Source organism: Pseudomonas sp. NBRC 100443 (assembly GCF_030268185.1).
GTDB classification, from domain to species: domain Bacteria; phylum Pseudomonadota; class Gammaproteobacteria; order Pseudomonadales; family Pseudomonadaceae; genus Pseudomonas; species Pseudomonas citronellolis.
Window position 1 is genome coordinate 104,860 of record NZ_BSQE01000012.1, and the last position, 20,449, is coordinate 125,308.

Below are 20,449 nucleotides of genomic sequence, written 5' to 3' on the forward strand. Positions count from 1 at the left end.
TGCGCGGGCGTCCTCGCAGCTTAGTCGGGGCCGAGCCGCCCCTGCAATTCGCGATGCCGGACGGCAGGCCTCAGCCCAGCGCGGCCAGCTCGGCGGCGCTCAGGGCGCGGTACTGGCCCGGCGCCAGCTGCGGGTCCAGGGCCAGGCCGCCCATGCGTTCGCGGTGCAGGCGGGTGACCTTGTTCTGGAAGTGCCCGAACATGCGCTTGACCTGGTGGTAGCGGCCTTCATGGAGGGTCAGGCGCGCCGCCCGCGGTGCGAGGATCTCCAGCTGCGCGGGGAGGGTGGTGAGGTCCTCGTAGCGGAAGTACAGGCCGCGGGCGAAGACTTCGGCGTAGTGCGCCTCGATCGGCTGCTCGGTCTCCACGTAGTAGACCTTGGGCAGTTTGCGCCCGGGCAGGGTCATGCGCCTCGACCACTGGCCGTCGTTGGTGATCAGCAGCAGGCCGGTGGTGTTGAAGTCCAGCCGCCCGCCGATGTGCAGTTCGTGCTTGTCCGGTTCGTCGAGCAGGTCGAGCACGGTGCGGTGCTCCGGGTCGCGGGTGGCGCTGACGCAGCCGGCGGGCTTGTGCAGCATGAAGTAGCGCGCCGGGCGGCCGGCCTGCAGCACCTCGCCGTCCAGCTCCACACGGCTGAATTCGCGCACCTCGTGGCGGCCGTCGCGGACCACTGCGCCGTCCACCTTCAGGCGCCCTGCGGCCAGCAGCAGGCGCGCGTCCTGGCGGCTGAAGCGGGGCAGGTTGGTGAGGAAGCGGTCCAGGCGCATCAGGCGGGTTCGTCGTCGGGCGGCAGGCTCTGCGCGCAGCGCGGGCACAGGCAGGCGCGGTCGAGCAGTTGTGGCGGGACGCGGGCCAGGGCGGCGGGGTCGATGCGCGTCTGGAAGCACCAGCAGAGCGTCCCGTCGGCGTCCGGGTCGGCCTGGCTGCAGCTGTTGCGCTGGCCGCAGAGGGGGCAACGGGTGGGGTCGGGCGTGTCGGTCATGGTGCGGGTCGGTGCTTTGCCGGGGGCACAGGGTGCAGCGGGCGGCGCCGGGGTGCAAGGGGAATCGGATGCCTGGGGGTGTTCATGCCACCGGGGTGTCCGGCGTGGCCGGCAAGCACGAGACCCGTAGGATGGTGTTGAGCGAAGCGATACCCATCAGCGCCACCGCATGGGTATCGCAAGCTCAACCCATCCTACGAAGAGCCCCTCGGCGCGGCTTGCAAGACAGTTGCTCCTACGCCCGCGATTCGGCAGATAACGCCATAGGCGCCTGGAGCCCAAATAAAAAATGCCGTTTCTCCCAGGGGAAGAAACGGCATTCCTTTCAAAGCCCCGCCGTACCGGCCAGGGCTTTCCTCACGCCGAAAGGCTTAGGCTTGAACGACCGGAATCTTGGCGTTCGCAGCGGCTTCCTTGAACTCGGCGATCTGGTCGAAGCTCAGGTAGCGGTAGATATCGGCAGACATGCTGTCGATGTCCTTCGCGTAGGCCATGTACTCCTCGACGGTCGGCAGCTTGCCGATGATCGAAGCCACGGCGGCCAGCTCCGCCGACGCCAGGAACACGTCGGTGGAATCGCCCAGGCGGTTCGGGAAGTTACGGGTGGAGGTGGAGACCACGGTGGAACCGGTCTGTACGCGCGCCTGGTTACCCATGCACAGCGAGCAGCCCGGCATTTCCATGCGCGCGCCAGCCTTGCCGTAGATGCCGTAGTAGCCTTCCTCGGTCAGCTGGTGGGCGTCCATCTTGGTCGGCGGGGCCAGCCACAGGCGGGTCGGAATGCCGCCCTTGACCTTGTCCAGCAGCTTGCCGGCGGCGCGGAAGTGACCGATGTTGGTCATGCACGAACCGATGAACACCTCGTCGATCTTGCGGCCTTGCACGCTGGACAGCAGGCGGGCGTCGTCCGGGTCGTTCGGGGCGCAGAGCACCGGCTCCTTGACGTCGGCCAGGTCGATCTCGATGACCGCGGCGTATTCGGCGTCCTTGTCGGCTTCCAGCAGTTGCGGGTTGGCCAGCCAGGCTTCCATCGCTTGCGCGCGGCGCTCCAGGGTGCGGGCGTCGCCGTAGCCTTCGCCGATCATCCAGCGCAGCAGGGTGATGTTCGACTTCAGGTATTCGGCGATGGCCTGTTCCGGCAGCTTGATGGTGCAACCGGCGGCGGAACGTTCGGCCGAGGCGTCGGACAGCTCGAAGGCTTGCTCGACGGTCAGGTCGTTGAGGCCTTCGATCTCGAGGATGCGGCCGGAGAAGATGTTCTTCTTGCCTTTCTTCTCGACGGTCAGCAGGCCCTGCTGGATGGCGTAGTAGGGGATGGCGTGGACCAGGTCACGCAGGGTGATGCCCGGTTGCAGCTTGCCCTTGAAGCGCACCAGGACCGATTCGGGCATGTCCAGCGGCATTACGCCGGTGGCGGCGGCGAAGGCCACAAGGCCGGAACCTGCCGGGAAGCTGATGCCGATCGGGAAGCGGGTGTGCGAGTCGCCGCCGGTGCCGACGGTGTCGGGCAGCAGCATGCGGTTCAGCCAGCTGTGGATGATGCCGTCGCCCGGACGCAGGGACACGCCGCCGCGGGTCATGATGAAGTCCGGCAGGGTATGGTGGGTCTTGACGTCGATCGGCTTCGGATAGGCTGCGGTGTGGCAGAAGGACTGCATCACCAGGTCGGCGGAGAAGCCCAGGCAGGCCAGGTCCTTCAGCTCGTCGCGGGTCATCGGGCCGGTGGTGTCCTGGGAACCGACGGTGGTCATCTTCGGTTCGCAGTAGGTGCCCGGACGCACGCCCTTGCCTTCCGGCAGGCCGCAGGCGCGACCGACCATCTTCTGCGCCAGGGTGTAGCCCTTGCCGCTGTCGGCGGGGGCTTCGGGCTTCTTGAACAGCTCGGACGGGGCCAGGCCCAGTTCGGCGCGGGCCTTCTCGGTCAGGCCACGGCCGACGATCAGCGGGATACGGCCGCCGGCGCGGACTTCGTCGAGCAGAACCGGGGTCTTCAGCTCGAAGGTGGTGACCAGTTCGCCGCTGTCATGACGCACGACCTTGCCTTCGTAGGGGTACACGTCGATGACGTCGCCCATGGCCAGGTTGGTGCAGTCGAACTCGATCGGCAGGGCGCCGGCGTCTTCCATGGTGTTGTAGAAGATCGGGGCGATCTTGGTGCCGAAGCAGAAGCCGCCTGCGCGCTTGTTCGGCACGTAGGGGATGTCGTCGCCGAAGAACCACAGCACCGAGTTGGTGGCGGACTTGCGGGACGAACCGGTGCCGACCACGTCGCCGACGTAGGCGACCGGGAAGCCCTTGGCCTTGACCGCTTCGATCTGCTTCAGCGGGCCGACGGCGCCGGGTTGTACCGGCTCGATGCCGTCGCGGGCCATCTTCAGCATGGCCAGGGCGTGCAGCGGGATGTCCGGGCGCGACCAGGCGTCGGGGGCCGGGGACAGGTCGTCGGTGTTGGTTTCGCCGGGCACCTTGAACACGGTCAGGGTGATCTTCTCGGCAACCGCCGGGCGGGCCTGGAACCACTCGCCGTCGGCCCAGGACTGCAGCACGGCCTTGGCGGCGGCGTTGCCTTTCTTGGCGCGCTCGGAAACGTCGTGGAAGGCGTCGAACATCAGCAGGGTGTGCTTCAGTTGCGCGGCGGCGACTTCGGCCAGCTCGGCGCTGTCCAGCAGTTCGACCAGGGTGGCGATGTTGTAGCCGCCCTGCATGGTGCCCAGCAGCTCGACGGCGCGGGCCTTGCTGAGCAGCGGGGAGGTGGCTTCGCCCTTGGCGACGGCGGAGAGGAAGCCGGCCTTGACGTAGGCGGCCTCGTCCACGCCCGGCGGGACGCGGTTGGTGATCAGGTCGAGGAGGAATTCTTCTTCGCCGGCCGGCGGGTTCTTCAGGAGTTCGACCAGACCGGCGGTCTGTTCGGCGTTCAGCGGCTGGGGCACGACACCCTGGGCGGCACGCTCTTCTACGTGTTTGCGGTAGGCTTCAAGCACAGTATTTCCCTCATCAGTGGTCCCGTGGGACGCGTATCCAGGAGACCTCGCCGATCCATTCGTCAGGCATGGTGGACGGTAATCCACGGACCTACGACGGCACCGGCAGCCTCCAGACAGAAGCTGTTTTCAAAGTTTTACGCCGGAGGGCCTGGGACGAGGGGGACTGGGCGCTTGAGGGGGGCGCCCAGACCGCGCGGCTGCCGGAATCTGTGCTTCGTGACGCTTTGAAAACAGCTTCGAACGGGCATTGCGCCTTGTGAAAGGCGGGCCGATTCTACTGGAATTCATTGCCGAAAGTAAGCGGCAATGCTGGGCGGGCAAGGGTGATATTGCCTAGACAAAGGGCTAAGATGCCGCACTGCCTTATGCCTCAAGAAGCTGTTCCGCCCATGTCCTCCCAGCGCATCAAGACCCCCTGTGTCGGCCTCTGTTCCACCGTCTACGGCGACCTCGTGTGCCGTGGCTGCAAGCGTTTCCACCACGAGGTGGTGAACTGGAACCTGTACGGCGAGGAGGAGAAGCGCGCGGTGTGGAAGCGCCTGGAGGTGCTGCTGGTGCAGGTGATGGTGGCCAAGCTGGAGGTGTTCGACGCGCCGCGGCTGCGCGCCCAGCTGGAACAGCGGCAGATCCGCTTCGTCCCCGAGCAGTCGCCGTACTGCTGGGCCTACCAGCTGATCGCCCGCGGCTCGCGGCTGATCCAGAACCTCGATGCCTACGGCGTGGCCCTGCTGCCGGAGTTCCGCGAGCGGCCGCTGCCGGAGCTGCGCGATGCCATCGACCGCGAGTTCTTCCTGCTTTCCGAGGCCCATTACGACCGCTACATCGCCCCGCGCTTCCTCCGCGAGGGCATGGACCTGCGCGTCTGAACCGGCGCCCGCCGCGCGGGCGCCGTTCGTCGGCTCAGCGCCGCGCCTGCTTCAGCGTCTCGGCGATGAGGAAGGCCAGCTCCAGCGACTGGTCGGCGTTCAGCCGCGGGTCGCAGTGGGTGTGGTAGCGGTCGCTGAGCCCGGCCTCGGTGATCGGCCGCGCGCCGCCGATGCACTCGGTGACGTTCTGTCCGGTCATCTCGATGTGGATGCCGCCGGCGTGGCTGCCCTCGGCCTTGTGCACCTCGAAGAACTGCCGCACCTCGGCGAGGATGCGCGCGAAGTCGCGGGTCTTGTAGCCGCTGGAGGCCTTGATGGTGTTGCCGTGCATCGGGTCGCAGCTCCACAGCACCTGGCGGCCTTCGCGCTGCACGGTGCGGATCAGCCGCGGCAGGCCGTCGCCGACCTTGTCGGCGCCCATGCGCACGATCAGGTTGAGGCGGCCGGGGTCGTTGTCCGGGTTGAGGATGTCGATCAGCCGCAGCAGCTCCTCGTCGCCCATGCTCGGCCCGACCTTGACGCCGATGGGGTTGCCCACCCCGCGCAGCATCTCGACGTGGGCGCCGTCCAACTGGCGGGTGCGGTCGCCGATCCAGAGCATGTGCGCCGAGCAGTCGTACCAGCCGCCGGTCAGGCTGTCGCGGCGGATGAAGGCTTCCTCGTAGTTCAGCAGCAGCGCCTCGTGGGCGGTGAAGAAGCTCACCTCGCGCAGTTGCGGGGCCGTGTCCAGGCCGCAGGCGCGCATGAAGGCGAGGGTTTCGTCGATGCGCCCGGCGAGCTGGCTGTACTTCTCCGCCAGCGCCGAGTTGGCGATGAAGTCGAGGTTCCACTGGTGCACTTCGTGGAGGTCGGCGAAGCCGCCCTGGGCGAAGGCGCGCAGCAGGTTGAGGGTGGCGGTGGACTGGTGGTAGGCCTGCAGCAGGCGCTGCGGGTCCGGCACGCGGTTGGCCTCGTCGAAGCCGATGCCGTTGACGATGTCGCCGCGGTAGGCCGGCAGGGTCAGGTCGCCCACGGTTTCCTCGCCGCAGGAGCGCGGCTTGGCGAACTGCCCGGCCATGCGCCCGACCTTCACCACCGGGCAGCCGGCGGCGAAGGTCATGACCACCGCCATCTGCAGCAGCACCTTGAAGGTGTCGCGGATCTTCGCCGCGGAGAACTCGGCGAAGCTCTCGGCGCAGTCGCCGCCCTGCAGCAGGAAGGCGCGCCCGGCGGTGACCTCGGCGAACTGCCGGCGCAACTCGCGGGCCTCGCCGGCGAACACCAGCGGCGGGTAGCTGGCGAGGCTCTGCTCGACCTGCTGCAGGCGCGCGGCGTCGGGGTAGGCGGGTTGCTGCTGGATGGGGCGGCTTCTCCAGCTGTCGGGGCTCCAGGTCTGGCTCATCGGGGGCTCGCGGGGCAATGGCGGGTAGTCGCCCATGGTAACACCGGGCGCGGCCACCTTCAGCGCGGCGGGGCTGGTATCCTTCGCCTTCCATGAGCCCGCGGCCGTCGCCGTCCTTGCCCTGCGGAGAGCCCGCGTGTACCAGAGCCTGCCTTCCAATACCCTTCCGCATCGCCGGCCGTGCGCTGGCGCCCGTCGCCGTCGCCGTGGCCGGGGGCGCCGGGCATGAGCGAGGACCTGCTGATAGCCGAGGAGCGCGACGCCTACGGGGTGATCCGCGTGGTGGAGCAGGGCGGCTACCGCTACCTGGAGTTCGGCGAGGAGGTGGAGCAGAGCTGCGTGCGCATCGGCGACCCGGCCTGGCTGGAGTACGACTATTCCCGCGCCATGCTGCTGGGCGCGCTGTGCCATCCCGCGCCGCGCCGCGCGCTGTTCCTCGGCTTCGGCGCCGGCAGCCTGACCCAGGCCTGCCTGAAGCACCTGGCGCTGGACGAGGCGGAGGCCGTCGAGCTGCGCCCGGCGATCCCGCGCCTGGCCCGCGAGCACCTGGGCCTGGTGGACGAGCCGCGCCTGCGGTTGCGCATCGGCGATGCTGTGGAGGAGCTGGGCAACTGCGCGCCGGCCGACCTGATCTTCCTCGACCTCTACACCGACACAGGCCCCGCGCCGGCGCACCTGGGCTGGGACTTCCTCGGCGCCTGCCGCGACAAGCTGCGCCCCGGCGGCTGGCTGATCATCAACCAGTGGAGCACCGACGACGGCCGGCCGCTGGGCGCGGCCCTGCTGCGCGGGCGCTTCCACCGCCACTACCTGGAATGCCCGGTGCCGGAGGGCAACGTGATCGTCTTCGTGCCCGCCGACGTCGAGCAGAGCCTGGAACCACGCGGGCTGAAAAAGCGCGCCAAGGCCCTGCAGGGCGACCTGGGCTACGACCTGGGCGTCTACATCGACGCGCTGCGCCCCGCGCAGTAGCGGCGGGGCGTCCTTTCAGGGGAGCTGGTAGCTGAGCGTCAGGTTCAGCCGCGGGCTGCGCTCGTCGTTGTCGATGGCGCGGTCGGCGAACGGCTTGGCCACTTCCACCCCCAGCACGTACTGCTTGCGGTTGGAGAAACGCACCCCGACGGCGCCGGAACCGAGCTTGGCGCCGGGCTGGCCGTCGGCGTTGTAGTGGGTGCGCGCGCCGTCCACCACCAGGTAGGGCTGCAGCTGGTTCATCCACCTGTTCTGCCAGAGGAACGAGTAGTTCACCTCGTAGGAGGCGCCCCAGCCCTTGTCGCCGGTGGCCTGGTCGTCCGGGTAGCCGCGGCCGAAGTTGGCGCCGCCGTAGGTGATCTGCTCGGAGTCCGGCAGGCTGTCGTGGGCCCACTGGAAGCTGACGTTGGCCACGCCCTGCATGCGTTCGCCGAACTGGTTCTGCTGGGCGCCGAAGCCGAGCACGCGGGTGAAGTCCTTCTTCGCCGGCGCGGTGCTCTGCGCGTCGAAGGCGTTCAGGCCCTTGTAGACGGCCAGGCTGCCGGCGCGCGCCTGCTTCTCGGCGAACTGCTGGACCAGGGTATCGACGCCCACCACGCGCAACTTGCTGCGCAGCTTCACGCTGTAGGGCGTGGCCGGCGCCAGCAGGTCGTAGCGGCTGCTGTCGTCGACCGTGTAGGCGCGCAGGTTGACGTCCCAGGTCAGGTCGCGGCGCAGCAGCACGGGGATGCCCAGGCCGGCGCTGACCCTTTCGTTCTCGCGCTTGCGCGCGTACTGCAGCGGGCCGATCACCACGCGGTCTTCCAGGCTGGCGTTGTAGTGGCTGTAGCCGGCCATCAGTTGCAGGCCGTTGTCGCCCAGCAACTGGCTGTAGTTCCAGGCGCGGTAGTGCTCCTTGTCGTCGCCGGGCGGGTAGAGGTAGCTGAACTGCAGTTGTTCGCCGCGGCCCAGCAGAGAGGCCAGGGTGGCGTTGAACAGCCCGCGCGGGTTGCCGTGGCGCGAGTCGAAGTCGGCGCCGGTGGTGACCATCTCGTGCCTGCCGAGCATCTCCAGCACGGCGCCGCCATCGGTGGTGGTCGGCGGGTTGAGGACCATGTCCATCTTCAGGCCGGGGATGCGGCTCATGAGCACGCTGAAGCGCTCGAAGCTGGCGCGGGTCAGCGGCTGCTCGGCCTTCAGACGCTCGATCCAGCGCTCCACGCGGGCCTGGTGCACGCCCAGGTCGCCGGCGCTGCGCACTTCGCGCAGGTGGCCTTCGATCAGCATGATGCGCCCGACGCCGCCGCGGAAATCCTGGTTGGGCACGTAGGCGAAGGAAATGAGGTAGCCGTCGTCCTGGTAGCGCCGGGTGATGGCCTTGGCCGCCGCCACCAGTTCGCCGATCTTGATCTCGCGGCGGGTCAGCGGCTCCAGCAGGGGCTTCCAGGTGGCGATGGGGTAGTGGCCGCCGCCGGCGACTTCGATGCGCCGCAGGCGGATGTGCCGTTCGAGCAACTGCTGCGGCTGCGCGGCCGCCGGGGTGCTGACCCGTGGCGCCTGGGGGCGCACGTCGCCGCCGGGCAGGTTGGGCCTGGGCAGGCTCTGTTCGATGTCGGAACCGGGCAGTTGGATGGGGCGGTCGGCCCAGGCGAGGGGGCTGGCTAACAACAGCGTTACTACGGTCAGCTTGCGCATGGCTTCTCCCTGAAGCCGTTAAATGAAAGGGCGAAGGGCCGTTGCCGACCCTTCGCCGTTCGCTTTGGCGGGCTTGCCGTCAGTTTCCGGACTTGCCGCCCAGGCTGCCGGTCACGCCGCCCAGCAGGCCACCCACGGTGCCCAGGGTGCCGCCGAGCAGGCCGCCGTTGCTGGCCAGGCCGTTGCTGCCGACGCTGCCGGTGACGCCGCCGAGGGTGCCGGTAACGCCGGAGAGCAGGCCGCCGACCGGGCTGCTGCCGCCGGTGACGCCGCCGAGGGTGCCGGTAACGCCGGAGAGCAGGCCGCCGACCGGGCTGCTGCCGTCGGTGACGCCGCCCAGGGTGCCGGTAACGCCGGAGAGCAGGCCGCCGACCGGGCTGCTGCTGCCGGTGGCGCCGCCCAGGGTGCCGGTAACGCCGGAGAGCAGGCCGCCGACCGGATTGCTGCTGCCGGTGGCGCCGCCCAGGGCGCCGGTGACGCCCGAGAGCAGCCCGCCGATCGGGTTGCCGGGGCTGCTGCCGGCCGGTGCGTTGACCAGGCCGCCCGTCGCGCTCACGGCCTCGCCGACGTTGGTCACGACGCTGCCCACCGGCGCGAGGACCGGCGTGGCGCTGCCGAGCTGGGTGCCGACCTGGCCCACCAGGCCGCCGACCGTGGTCACCAGGTTGTTCACCGGCGCGCCCAGGCCGGTGGTGGCGCCGACCTGCTGGGTCACGCCCTCGACCTGGCCGACCAGGCCGGCGGTGGTAGCGCTGAGCTGCTTGGTCAGCGGGCTGAGCGGGCCGCTGGTGACGGCGCCGCTGAGGGAATCGCCGAGCATGCTGATCTGCCCGCCGACGCCATCGACCACGCCGCCCAGGGTGGCGGTCACCGGCTTCAGCGGGGTGTTGGCGCCCACTGCGGCGACGGTGCCGCCCAGGTCGCTGACCGCGTTGCCGACACTGCTCACCGTGCCGGTGGCGCCGGCCACCGTGGTGCCCAGGGCGTTGGGGTTGCTGCCGAGCTGGCCGATGCCGTTGGTGATGCCGCTGCCCAGGCTGTTCACGCCCTGGCCGACGTCCTGGATGACGTTGCCGGCGCCTTCGCTCACGCCGCTGCCGACCACCGGCAGGTCAATGCCCTTGACCACGCCGCCGACGCCGTTGACGGTGTTGCCCAGGGCGCTGACCGCTTCGCCGGTATTGCTGAGGATGGTGCTGGTGGTGCTGGGAGTGGTACCGCCGGTTCCGCCGCCATTGTTGCCGCCGTCGCCGCCACCGTTGTTGCCGCCGGTCCCGCCGTCGCCACCGCTGCCGTTGCCGCCAGTACCGCCGGAACCGCTGCCATCGCCACCGCTACCCGAGCCGCCGTCGCCGGCGCCCTGGCCGGAACCGCTCCCGGAACTGGCGACACTGCTGTGATGGCCGCCCTTGCTGCTGCACCCTTGCAGCGACATGGCAACGACCAGAAGAGACAATGCGAATACACGAATGGGACCAGACATCTTGTTGGGCTCCTCCCTGACGGGCTCTGGTGTTTCAGGGGAAGCCTCGATCCGCCAGCGGGAAGAGCGCCTCTCCTGATTTCCGGCACAGTCTTCGTGCTTTGTCGGGAGGGCGAAATTGCCTCTTGTAGATAGTCGTTTGGTCGTTTTCGCCCTGGCGATTCACCGGTGCTTTCAAGGCGATTGGCGGCCTTCGCGGGGCGATTTAATACTTTCGATATAGCGCTTTGCCGGGGTGCGGCGAAGGCGCGCGGGCGTCGTCGCGAAGGGCGGGCGCCGGGGCTAGTTGCCGGAGAAGTTGCCTTCGCGTCTTTCCAGCAGCGACTGCAGGCCTTCGCGGGCATCCTCGCTGGCCAGCAGGGCCTTGAGTTGCTGCGGCAACTCGCGGATGGCCTGCGCCGTTCCCTGTTCCTGGGCGCGCCGCGCCGAGGCCAGGGTGGCGCGCACGGCCAGCGGGGCGCGGCGGGCAATGCGCGCGGCCAGCTTCAGGGCTTCGGGCAGCAGCTCTTCCGGCGGGTGGATTTCCTGCACCAGGCCCAGGCGCCAGGCTTCGTGGGCATCGAACTCGTCGCCGCTGAGCAGCCAGCGCATGGCGTTGCCCCAGCCGGCCACCTGCGGCAGGCGCAGGGTGGCGCCGCCCAGGGGCAGCAGGCCGCGGCGCACCTCCATCTGGGCGAAGCGGGCGGTGCTGGCGCACAGGCAGATGTCCGCCGCCAGCATCAGCTCGATGCCGATGGTGTAGCAGTAGCCCTGCACGGCGACCACCAGCGGCTTGCTCAGCCGCGGCCCGCCGAGGGTGCCCCAGGGGTCGACCGCGCCGGCCGGCAGTTGCCAGCCGTCGTGCAGGTGCTGGCTGACGTCGGCCAGGTCGAGGCCGGCGCTGAAGTGTTCGCCGTGGGCGACGATCAGCGCGCAGCGCAGGTCGTCGTCGCGTTCGTAGTCGCCCAGGGCCAGCATCAGTTCGTCGAGCATGCGCTGGTCGAAGGCGTTGCGCTTCTGCGGCCGGTTCAGGCCCAGCAGCAGGAGGTGGCCGCGGCGCGTGACGGTGACGCGGGGTTCGCTGGTAGGGTTCACGGCGCGTGCTCCTGGCAGGTGGCCCTGCTCGGTATAGACGGCGGGTGGCCGATTGTGCAAGTCTTGACCGTTCGGCCAGCGACAGCGGAAAAGCCGCACATCGACGGCATTTTTCCGGTATGATACGCGCCGGCCTGTCACGGCCCTGTTCGGGACCGCATCTTTCGGAGCCTGCACGCTCTGGCTGTGCATCCGCATCCGCGGACTTCCTTGACGTATTCTTCCAACAGTTCAGTTCGCAAATCCCCGCTTCCAGCTGCCTGGGTGACTTCAGTGTCGTACAGGGCATGCGCAGCTCGGCCATTGGGTCTTTGCGGATGTATTTAGAGGCAAAACCCATGACCCAGGAAACCGGCGGCTTCGCCGCGCTCGGCATTCATTCCAATATCCTCGCTGCCATCGCCGCGGTCGGCTACGAAGAGCCATCGCCCATCCAGGCCCAGTCGATCCCGGTGATCCTCGAAGGCCACGACATGATCGGCCAGGCCCAGACCGGCACCGGCAAGACCGCCGCCTTCGCCCTGCCGCTGCTGTCGAAGATCGAACCGACCCGCCGCGAGCCCCAGATGCTGATCCTGGTGCCGACCCGCGAACTGGCCCTGCAGGTGGCCACCGCCTGCGAAACCTACTCCAAGCAGATGCCCGGCGTCGGCGTGGTCGCCGTCTACGGCGGCGCGCCCATGGGCCCGCAACTCAAGGCCCTGCGTCAGGGCGCCCAGGTGCTGGTGGCCACCCCCGGCCGCCTGTGCGACCACCTGCGCCGCGACGAGAACCTGCTGGGCACCGTCGAGCGCCTGGTCCTCGACGAGGCCGACGAGATGCTCAAGCTCGGCTTCATGGACGACCTGGAAGTGATCTTCGAGGCCATGCCGGCCAGCCGCCAGACCGTGCTGTTCTCCGCGACCCTGCCGGCCTCGATCCGCAGCATCGCCGAACGCCACCTGAAAGAACCCAAGCACGTCCGCATCGCCGCCAAGACCCAGACCGTGGCGCGCATCGAGCAGGTCCACCTGATGGTCCATGCCGACCAGAAGGCCGCCTCCATCCTGCGCCTGCTGGAAGTCGAGCAGTTCGACGCGCTGATCGGCTTCGTGCGCACCAAGCAGGCCACCCTGGACATCGCCGAGCTGCTCGAGCGCCAGGGCTACCGCGCCGCCGCGCTGAACGGCGATATCCCGCAGGCCCAGCGCGAGCGCGTCATCGAGTCGCTCAAGGACGGTTCGCTGGACATCGTCATCGCCACCGACGTGGCCGCCCGCGGCCTGGACGTGGCGCGCATCACCCACGTGCTGAACATCGACATGCCGTACGACCCCGAGTCCTACGTGCACCGCATCGGCCGTACCGGCCGCGCCGGCCGCGAAGGCCGCGCGCTGCTGCTGGTGACCCCGCGCGAGCGCCGCATGCTGCAGGTGATCGAGCGCGTCACCGGGCAGAAGGTTGGCGAAGTGCGCCTGCCCGACGCCGACACCGTGCTGGAAGCACGCCTGGCGCGCCTGGCCGCCGGCCTGCAGCCGCTGCTGGAAACCGCCGTCGCCACCCGTGGCGCCGTGCGCGACGAGCTGTGCCGCCGCCTGGGCACCGATGCCGAAACCCTGTCCGCGGTGCTGCTGGCCAAGCTCACCGAAGGCAAGGCCCTGGACCTGGAAGCGGTGCGCCGCGAACAACCGCTGACCCCGGCCGCCCCGCGCGAGCGCAGCGACCGCTACGAGCGTGGCGAACGCGGTGAGCGCAGTGACCGTGGCGAACGCTCCGGCGAGCGCCGCCCGATGGTCGCCCCGGCCGAAGGCAAGGCCCGCTGCCGCACCGCCCTGGGCGCGCGCGACGGCGTGGCGGCGAAGAACCTGCTGGGCGCCATCCTCAACGAGGGCGGCCTGTCCCGCGAGGCCATCGGCCGCATCCAGATCCGCGAGACCTTCAGCCTGATCGAGCTGCCCGAAGACGGCCTGGAGCGCCTGCTCGGCAAGCTCAAGGACACCCGCGTCGCCGGCAAGGCCCTGCGCCTGCGCCGCTACCGCGAGGATTGATCCGCGCGCCACGCGCCGCGATCGAATGAAAACGCCGCATCCGGGTGACCGGGTGCGGCGTTTTTGTTTGGAGCAATTGTCTTGCCGGCCGCGCGAGGTGCTTTTCGTAGGATGGGTTGAGCTTGCGAAACCCATGCTGCCATTGGTGATGGGTATCGCTTCGCTCAACCCATCCTGCGAAGGCTGTAGGAGGCATGGCGTTCCCACCCGCGCCATTCCCCTGTAGGAGCGCGCCCAGCGCGCGAAATCGCGGGCAGGGCCTGCTCCTACAGTTTGCTGGGAGGCATGGCGTTCTCGCCCGTAGGAGCGGACCTTGTCCGCGATGGCCGGCGGCTGCGGTGCGATTCGCGGATGAGATCCGCTACGCCGCTTCACCCGCGCCATTCCCCTGTAGGAGCGCGCCCTGCGCGCGAAATCGCGGGCAGGGCCCGCTCCTACAGTTTGCTGGGAGGCATGGTGTTCCCACCCGTAGGAGCGGACCTTGTCCGCGATAGCCGGAGGTTCCGGTGCGATTCGCGGATGATCTCCTACGCTGTCCGGCAAACGCAGCGCCCCGCCCGTCTGCTCAGTTGTCTTCCAGCGGCCCCATCGCGGTGGTGTTGAAGCCGCCGTCGACGTAGAGGATTTCGCCGCTGATGCCGCTGGCCAGGTCGGAGCAGAGGAAGGCCGCGGCGTTGCCGACTTCCTCGATGGTCACGTTGCGCCGCAGCGGGGTCTGGCGTTCGTTGGCGGCGAGCATCCTGCGGAAGCTCTTGATGCCGGAGGCGGCCAGGGTGCGGATCGGGCCGGCGGACACCGCGTTGACCCGTGTGCCCTCCGGGCCCAGGCTGCCGGCCAGGTAGCGCACGCCGGCTTCCAGGCTGGCCTTGGCCATGCCCATCACGTTGTAGTTGGGCATGGTGCGTTCGGCGCCCAGGTAGGTGAGGGTCAGCAGGCTGCCGTTGCGGCCTTTCATCATTTCGCGGCCGGCCTTGGCCAGGGCGACGAAGCTGTAGGCGCTGATGTCGTGGGCGATGCGGAAGCCGTCGCGGCTGGTGACGCTGGTGAAGTCGCCGTCCAGCTGGTCGCCCGGGGCGAAGCCCACCGAGTGGACGATGATGTCCAGGCCGTCCCACTTTCTGCCCAGTTCGCGGAACACCGCTTCGATGTCGGCGTCGTTGGCGACGTCGCAGGGGAAGCACAGCTCGGCGCTGGAGCCCCAGCCGGCGGCGAATTCCTCGACGCGGCCCTTGAGCTTGTCGTTCTGGTAGGTGAAGGCGAGTTGCGCGCCTTCGCGGTGCATCGCCTCGGCGATGCCCGAGGCGATGGACAGCTTGCTGGCCACGCCGACGATCAGCGCGCGTTTACCGGCTAGAAAACCCATGTTCGTCCCTTCCTTGCAGGTCAGTCTTCAAGCGCCGCCGCCGGGGCCATGAAGGCGGCCTCCAGCAGTTGCTGGGTATAGGGGTGCTGCGGCGCGCTGAAGATTTCCTGCGCCGGGCCGCCTTCGACCACCTTGCCCTGGCGGATCACCAGCAACTGGTGGCTCAGGGCCTTGACCACCGCGAGGTCGTGGCTGATGAACAGGTAGGTGAGGTTGTACTTGGCCTGCAACTGGCGCAGCAGGTCGACCACCTGGCGCTGCACCGAGCGGTCCAGCGCCGAGGTCGGCTCGTCCAGCAGGATCAGCGCCGGCTTGAGCACTAGGGCGCGGGCGATGGCGATGCGCTGGCGCTGGCCGCCGGAGAATTCGTGGGGGTAGCGGTGGCGCGCCTGCGGGTCCAGGCCGACTTCCAGCAGCGCATCGATGATCCGCTGCTGCTGTTCCTTCTCGTCGCAGATGCCGTGGATTTCCAGGCCCTCGCCGACGATCTGGCCCACCGACAGGCGCGGGCTGAGGCTGCCGTACGGGTCCTGGAAGACCACCTGCATCTCGCGGCGCAGCGGGCGCACCTCGGCCTGGTTCATGGCGTCCAGGGCGTTGCCCTCGAAGCGGATGCCGCCGCGGCTGTCGATCAGCCGCAGGATGGCCAGGCCCAGGGTGGACTTGCCCGAGCCGCTTTCGCCGACGATGCCCAGGGTCTGCCCGCGGGGCAGGCTGAAGTCGATGCCGTCCACCGCCTTGATGTGGTCCACGGTGCGGCGGAACACGCCTTTCTTGATCGGGAACCACACGCGCAGGTCCTGCACGCTCAGCAGTTCCTCGCCCGGCGGGTTGGCCGCCGGCGCGCCGCTGGGTTCGGCGCCGAGCAGCTCGCGGGTGTAGGGGTGCTGCGGGGCTTCGAACAACTGCTCGCAATCGGCCTGCTCGACGATCTTGCCCTGCTGCATCACGCACACGCGGTGGGCAATGCGCCGCACCAGGTTGAGGTCGTGGGTGATCAGCAGCAGGGCCATGCCCAGGCGCGCCTGCAATTCGGCCAGCAGGTCGAGGATCTTCAGCTGCACGGTGACGTCCAGTGCCGTGGTCGGCTCGTCGGCGATCAGCAGCTCCGGCTCGTTGGCCAGGGCCATGGCGATCATCACCCGCTGCCGCTGGCCGCCGGACAGCTCGTGGGGGTAGGCCTTCAGCCGCGTGGCCGGGTCGGGGATGCCGACCAGCTCGAGCAGTTCGAGGATGCGCGCGCGCGCCGCCTGGCCCTGCAGGCCCTTGTGCAGGGCGAGCACTTCGCCGATCTGCTTCTCCACGGTGTGCAGCGGGTTGAGCGAGGTCATGGGCTCCTGGAAGACCATGGCGATGCGGTTGCCGCGGATGCCGCGCAGCTTGCGTTCCGGCGCCTTCAGCAGGTCCAGCCCGGCGTAGCGGACGCTGCCGCCGGGATGGCTGGCGCTGGGGTAGGGCAGCAGGCGCAGGAGGGAGAGGGCGGTGACCGACTTGCCCGAGCCGCTTTCGCCGACCAGGGCCAGGGTCTCGCCGCGGCGGATATCGAAGCTGACCCTATCCACGGCGTGGACGCATTCCTCGCCGCAGGCGAAGTCGACGCAAAGGTCGCGGATTTCCACCAGGTTGTCTTGGGCGCTCTGGCTCATCTCACTTCCTCGGGTCGAAGGCATCGCGGGCGGCCTCGCCGATGAACACCAGCAGGCTGAGCATCAGCGCCAGCACCACGAAGGCGCTGATCCCCAGCCATGGCGCCTGCAGGTTGGACTTGCCCTGGGCGACCAGCTCGCCGAGGGACGGCGAGCCGGCCGGCAGGCCGAAGCCGAGGAAGTCCAGGGAGGTCAGGGTGGCGATGGCGCCGGTGAGGATGAAGGGCATGAAGGTCAGGGTGGAGATCATCGCATTGGGCAGGATGTGGCGGAACATGATCTTGCCGTTCTTCATGCCCAGGGCGCGGGCCGCGCGCACGTATTCCAGGTTGCGGCCGCGGAGGAACTCGGCGCGCACCACGTCCACCAGGCTCATCCAGGAGAACAGCAGCATGATGCCCAGCAGCCACCAGAAGTTCGGCTGCACGAAGCTGGCGAGGATGATCAGCAGGTAGAGCACCGGCAGGCCCGACCAGATTTCCAGGAAGCGCTGGCCGAGCAGGTCGACCCAGCCGCCATAGAAGCCCTGCAGGGCGCCGACCAGCACGCCGATCAGCGAGCTGAGCAGGGTCAGCACCAGGGCGAACAGCACCGAGATGCGGAAGCCGTAGATCACCCGGGCCAGCACGTCGCGGGCCTGGTCGTCGGTGCCCAGCAGGTTCTCCGCGCTGGGCGCCGAGGGCACCGGCACGCGCAGGTCGTAGTTGATGCTGTCGTAGCTGTAGGCGATCGGCGGCCAGAGCACCCAGGCGTCCTTGTCGGCCAGCAGCTGGCGCATGTAGGGCGCCTTGTAGTTGCCCTCCAGGGGGAACTCGCCGCCGAACACGGTCTCCGGGTAGCGCTTGAGCACCGGGAAGTACCACTGGCCGTCGTAGCGCACCGCCAGCGGCTTGTCGTTGGCGATCAGCTCGGCGCCCAGGCTCAGCCCGAACAGCGCGAGGAACAGCCACAGCGACCACCAGCCGCGCTTGTTGGCCTTGAAGCGCGCCCAGCGGCGCTGGTTCATCGGGGACAGGCGCATCGGATCACTCCCGGTTCTCGAAGTCGATGCGCGGATCGACGAGGGTGTAGAGGACGTCGCTGACCAGCTTCATGATCAAACCGAACAGGGTGAAGATGAACAAGGTGCCGAACACCACCGGGTAGTCGCGGTTGAGCGCCGACTCGAAGCTGAGCAGGCCCAGGCCGTCGAGGGAGAAGATCACCTCGATCAGCAGCGAGCCGGTGAAGAACACCCCCAGCAGCGCCGAGGGCAGGCCGGCGATGATCAGCAGCATGGCGTTGCGGAACACGTGGCCGTAGAGCACCTGGCGCTCGGTCAGGCCCTTGGCGCGGGCGGTGACCACGTACTGCTTGCCGATCTCGTCGAGGAAGCTGTTCTTGGTCAGCAGGGTGATGGTGGCGAAGTTGCCGATGACCAGGGCGGTGATCGGCAGGGCCAGGTGCCAGAAGTAGTCCTTGACCTTGCCGAAGGTGCTCAGCTCGTCGAAGTCGTTGGAGGTCAGCCCGCGCAGGGGGAACCAGTCCCAGTAGCTGCCGCCGGCGAACAGCACCACCAGCAGGATGGCGAAGAGGAAGGCGGGGATGGCGTAGCCGATGATGATCGCCGAGCTGGTCCAGATGTCGAACTGGCTGCCGTTGCGCACCGCCTTGGCGATGCCCAGGGGGATGGACACCAGGTACATGATCAGGGTGCTCCACAGCCCCAGGGAGATGGACACCGGCAGCTTCTCGATGATCAGGTCGGTGACCTTGGCGTCGCGGAAGAAGCTGCTGCCGAAGTCCAGGTGCACGTAGTTCTTGAGCATGATCCAGAAGCGCTCGGGCGCCGGCTTGTCGAAGCCGTACATGCGCTCGATTTCCTTCACCAGTTCCGGGTCCAGGCCCTGGCCGCCGCGGTAGTGCGAGCCGCCGGAGGAGGCCAGCTCGCCGCCGGAGCCGGCGATGCGCCCGGTGGCCCCGCCGGCGGCGGCGTTGACGCCTTCGAGCTTGGCGATCATCTGGTCCACCGGCCCGCCGGGGGCGGCCTGGATGATGATGAAGTTGATCAGCAGGATGCCGAACAGCGTCGGCACTATCAGCAGCAGGCGGCGCAGGATGTAGGCGAGCATCAGCGGGTCTCCTGCGCCTGGGTCACGGCCTGGGTCGGCTCGGCCTTGTCGCGGGCCTGCCACCAGGTCATCAGCGCGTAGCTGTAGGGCGGCAGCTTGGCGGGGTGGGCGATGCGGTTCCAGTAGGCCAGGCGCCAGGTGTCCAGGTACCAGTTGGGCACCACGTAGTGGCCCCACTGCAGGGCGCGGTCCAGGGCGCGGGCGTGGCGCACCAGGGATTCGCGCGAGTCGGCCTTGATCAGGCCGTCCACCAGCTCGTCGATGGCCGCGTCGCGCAGGCCTATGAAGTTGCGGCTGCCGGGGTTGTCGGCGCTGGCCGAATGCCAGAACTCGCGCTGCTCGTTGCCCGGCGAGTTGGACTGTGGCCAGCTGGCGACCATCATGTCGAAGTCCCGCGAGCGCAGGCGGTTGATGTACTGGGAGATGTCCACCACGCGGATCTGCATGTCGATGCCCAGCTCGGCGAGGTTGCGCTTGTAGGGCAGCAGCACGCGCAGGAAGTCGGCCTGCACCAGCATGAACTCGAAGCTCAGCGGCTTGCCGTCGGGGCCGACCATGCGGTCGTCGACGATCTTGTAGCCGGCCTCCAGCAGCAGCTTGTAGGCCTTGCGCTTCTGCTCGCGGATGATGCCGCTGCCGTCGCTGACCGGCGGCTCGTAGACGCTGTCGAAGACCTGCGGCGGCAACTTGCCGCGCAGCGGTTCGAGAATCGCCAGCTCCTGCGCGTCGGGCAGCTCGTGGGCGGCCATCTCGGAGTTCTCGAAGTAGCTGCGGTCGCGCTTGTAGGAGCCGAAGAACAGCTGCTTGTTGGTCCACTCGAAGTCGAACAGCAGGCTGATGGCCTCGCGCACCCGCGCGTCCTGGAACACCGGGCGGCGGAGGTTGAAGGCGAAGCCCTGCATGCCCCAGGGATTGTCGTTGTGCAGCTCCTGGCGGACGATGCGGCCGTCGCGTATCGCCGGCGAGTCGTAGGCGGTGGCCCAGTTCTTCGCGATGCGCTCCTCGTTGAAGTCGAACTGCCCGGCCTTGAAGGCTTCCAGGGCCACGGTCAGGTCGCGGTAGGAGTCCACCACCACGGCGTCGAAGTTGTTGAAGCCGCGGTTCACCGGCAGGTCTTTGGCCCAGTAGTCCTTGACCCGCTCGTAGCGGATCGAGCGGCCCGGGTCGACCTTGGCGACGCGGTAGGGGCCGCTGCCCAGCGGCGGCTCCAGGCTGGTCTTGGCGAAGTCGCGGCTGGCCCACCAGTGCTTGGGTAGGATCTGCAACTGGCCGAGGATCAGCGGCAGCTCGCGGTTGCCCGGGCGCTTGAAGTCGAAGCGCACGCGCAGCTTGTCCTCGGCCACCACCTTGTCGACGTCCGCGTAGTAGTTGCGGTACATCGGGTCGCCCTGCTTGATCAGCGTTTCGAAGGTGAAGACCACGTCGTCGGCGGTGACTGGGGTGCCGTCGTTGAAGCGCGCCTGGGGGCGCAGGTAGAAGCGCACGAAGCGCTGCTCGGGGTCCTTCTCGATCTTCTCGGCGAGCAGGCCGTATTCGGTGAAGGGCTCGTCGAGGGAGTGGAAGGTCAGGGTGTCGTAGATGAGGCTGATCTGCGAGGCCGGGTTGCCCTTGGGGATGAACGGGTTGAGGCTGTCGAAGCCGCCGGTGTCGGAGAGCCGCAGGGTGCCGCCCTTGGGGGCGTCGGGGTTGACGAAGTCGAAGTGGCGGTAGCCGGCCGGGTATTTCGGCGCCTCGTCGTAGAGGGTGATGGCATGTTGCGGCGCGGCCTGCAGGCCGGCGCCCAGGCCGAGCAGGCCGAGCAGGAGGAGGGCGCGGAGCTTCATCGACGGCGCTCCGCCGCCGATCCGTTGGTGGGCGCGGGTGCGGGGCGAGGGGCGCTGGTCGGCA

The 20,449-nt window shown here is 68.7% G+C and carries 15 protein-coding genes; 3 read left to right on the forward strand and 12 right to left on the reverse strand.

Going from position 1 to position 20,449, the window contains the following annotated elements; all coding sequences use genetic code 11:
• Positions 1–70: 70 nt before the first annotated feature.
• The 3 genes from QSJ95_RS17290 to acnB all read right to left on the reverse strand — a co-directional run bounded on the left by QSJ95_RS17290 (position 71) and on the right by acnB (position 3,962).
• Complete coding sequence (locus QSJ95_RS17290; protein ID WP_058072475.1) at positions 71–766, reverse strand: pseudouridine synthase; 696 nt, start codon at positions 764–766, stop codon at positions 71–73.
• Positions 766–981 (reverse strand): cysteine-rich CWC family protein, encoded by a 216-nt coding sequence (locus QSJ95_RS17295; RefSeq protein WP_009619090.1) that lies wholly within the window; start codon positions 979–981, stop codon positions 766–768. Before QSJ95_RS17295 ends, QSJ95_RS17290 begins: the two co-directional genes overlap by 1 nt.
• Positions 982–1,352: 371 nt before the next feature.
• Entirely contained in the window at positions 1,353–3,962 is a 2,610-nt protein-coding gene (gene acnB, locus QSJ95_RS17300) for a bifunctional aconitate hydratase 2/2-methylisocitrate dehydratase (protein WP_285644063.1), read from the reverse strand.
• A 392-nt stretch (positions 3,963–4,354) separates the two neighbouring features.
• On the opposite strand from acnB, the gene QSJ95_RS17305 reads away from it, so the two are divergent.
• Positions 4,355–4,831 (forward strand): DUF1289 domain-containing protein, encoded by a 477-nt coding sequence (locus QSJ95_RS17305; RefSeq protein ID WP_009619092.1) that lies wholly within the window; start codon positions 4,355–4,357, stop codon positions 4,829–4,831.
• 34 nt (positions 4,832–4,865) lie between these two features.
• Here QSJ95_RS17305 and QSJ95_RS17310 read toward each other — a convergent pair whose 3' ends face one another.
• Complete coding sequence (locus QSJ95_RS17310) at positions 4,866–6,212, reverse strand: class II 3-deoxy-7-phosphoheptulonate synthase (protein WP_285644065.1); 1,347 nt, start codon at positions 6,210–6,212, stop codon at positions 4,866–4,868.
• A 225-nt stretch (positions 6,213–6,437) separates the two neighbouring features.
• Here QSJ95_RS17310 and QSJ95_RS17315 point away from each other — a divergent pair, with 225 nt between their 5' ends.
• Entirely contained in the window at positions 6,438–7,184 is a 747-nt protein-coding gene (locus QSJ95_RS17315; protein WP_009619094.1) for a spermidine synthase, read from the forward strand.
• A gap of 15 nt (positions 7,185–7,199) precedes the next feature.
• Here the strand turns inward: QSJ95_RS17315 and QSJ95_RS17320 are convergent, their stop codons facing one another.
• The 3 genes from QSJ95_RS17320 to QSJ95_RS17330 all read right to left on the reverse strand — a co-directional run bounded on the left by QSJ95_RS17320 (position 7,200) and on the right by QSJ95_RS17330 (position 11,415).
• On the reverse strand, positions 7,200–8,858 hold the full coding sequence (locus QSJ95_RS17320; RefSeq protein ID WP_285644069.1) for a ShlB/FhaC/HecB family hemolysin secretion/activation protein: 1,659 nt from the start codon (positions 8,856–8,858) through the stop codon (positions 7,200–7,202).
• 79 nt (positions 8,859–8,937) lie between these two features.
• Positions 8,938–10,293 carry a collagen-like triple helix repeat-containing protein gene (locus QSJ95_RS17325; RefSeq protein WP_285644071.1) on the reverse strand — a complete coding sequence of 452 codons (1,356 nt, stop codon included), beginning with the start codon at positions 10,291–10,293 and terminating at the stop codon, positions 8,938–8,940.
• Between the two features lie 330 nt (positions 10,294–10,623).
• The gene (locus tag QSJ95_RS17330) at positions 10,624–11,415 is read right to left on the reverse strand and encodes a crotonase/enoyl-CoA hydratase family protein (RefSeq protein WP_285644073.1); all 792 of its coding nucleotides are present in this window, start codon (positions 11,413–11,415) and stop codon (positions 10,624–10,626) included.
• Between the two features lie 338 nt (positions 11,416–11,753).
• Between QSJ95_RS17330 and QSJ95_RS17335 the strand changes: the two genes are divergently transcribed.
• Entirely contained in the window at positions 11,754–13,442 is a 1,689-nt protein-coding gene (locus tag QSJ95_RS17335) for a DEAD/DEAH box helicase (protein WP_479566553.1), read from the forward strand.
• A gap of 565 nt (positions 13,443–14,007) precedes the next feature.
• On the opposite strand, the gene fabI is transcribed toward QSJ95_RS17335, so the two are convergent.
• Genes fabI through QSJ95_RS17360 form a run of 5 tightly spaced genes read right to left on the reverse strand, consistent with a single transcriptional unit; the run spans position 14,008 to position 20,385 of the window.
• The gene (gene fabI, locus QSJ95_RS17340; RefSeq protein WP_285644075.1) at positions 14,008–14,805 is read right to left on the reverse strand and encodes an enoyl-ACP reductase FabI; all 798 of its coding nucleotides are present in this window, start codon (positions 14,803–14,805) and stop codon (positions 14,008–14,010) included.
• 20 nt (positions 14,806–14,825) lie between these two features.
• Entirely contained in the window at positions 14,826–16,451 is a 1,626-nt protein-coding gene (locus QSJ95_RS17345) for an ABC transporter ATP-binding protein (protein ID WP_285644077.1), read from the reverse strand.
• A gap of 1 nt (position 16,452) precedes the next feature.
• A complete protein-coding gene (locus tag QSJ95_RS17350) occupies positions 16,453–17,472 on the reverse strand; it encodes an ABC transporter permease (protein WP_009619102.1) in 1,020 nt (339 codons plus the stop codon).
• Positions 17,473–17,476: 4 nt separating this feature from the next.
• Complete coding sequence (locus tag QSJ95_RS17355) at positions 17,477–18,562, reverse strand: microcin C ABC transporter permease YejB (protein ID WP_009619104.1); 1,086 nt, start codon at positions 18,560–18,562, stop codon at positions 17,477–17,479.
• Complete coding sequence (locus QSJ95_RS17360; protein ID WP_285644085.1) at positions 18,562–20,385, reverse strand: extracellular solute-binding protein; 1,824 nt, start codon at positions 20,383–20,385, stop codon at positions 18,562–18,564. The genes QSJ95_RS17355 and QSJ95_RS17360 overlap by 1 nt, the downstream gene beginning before the upstream one ends.
• Positions 20,386–20,449 lie beyond the last annotated feature (64 nt).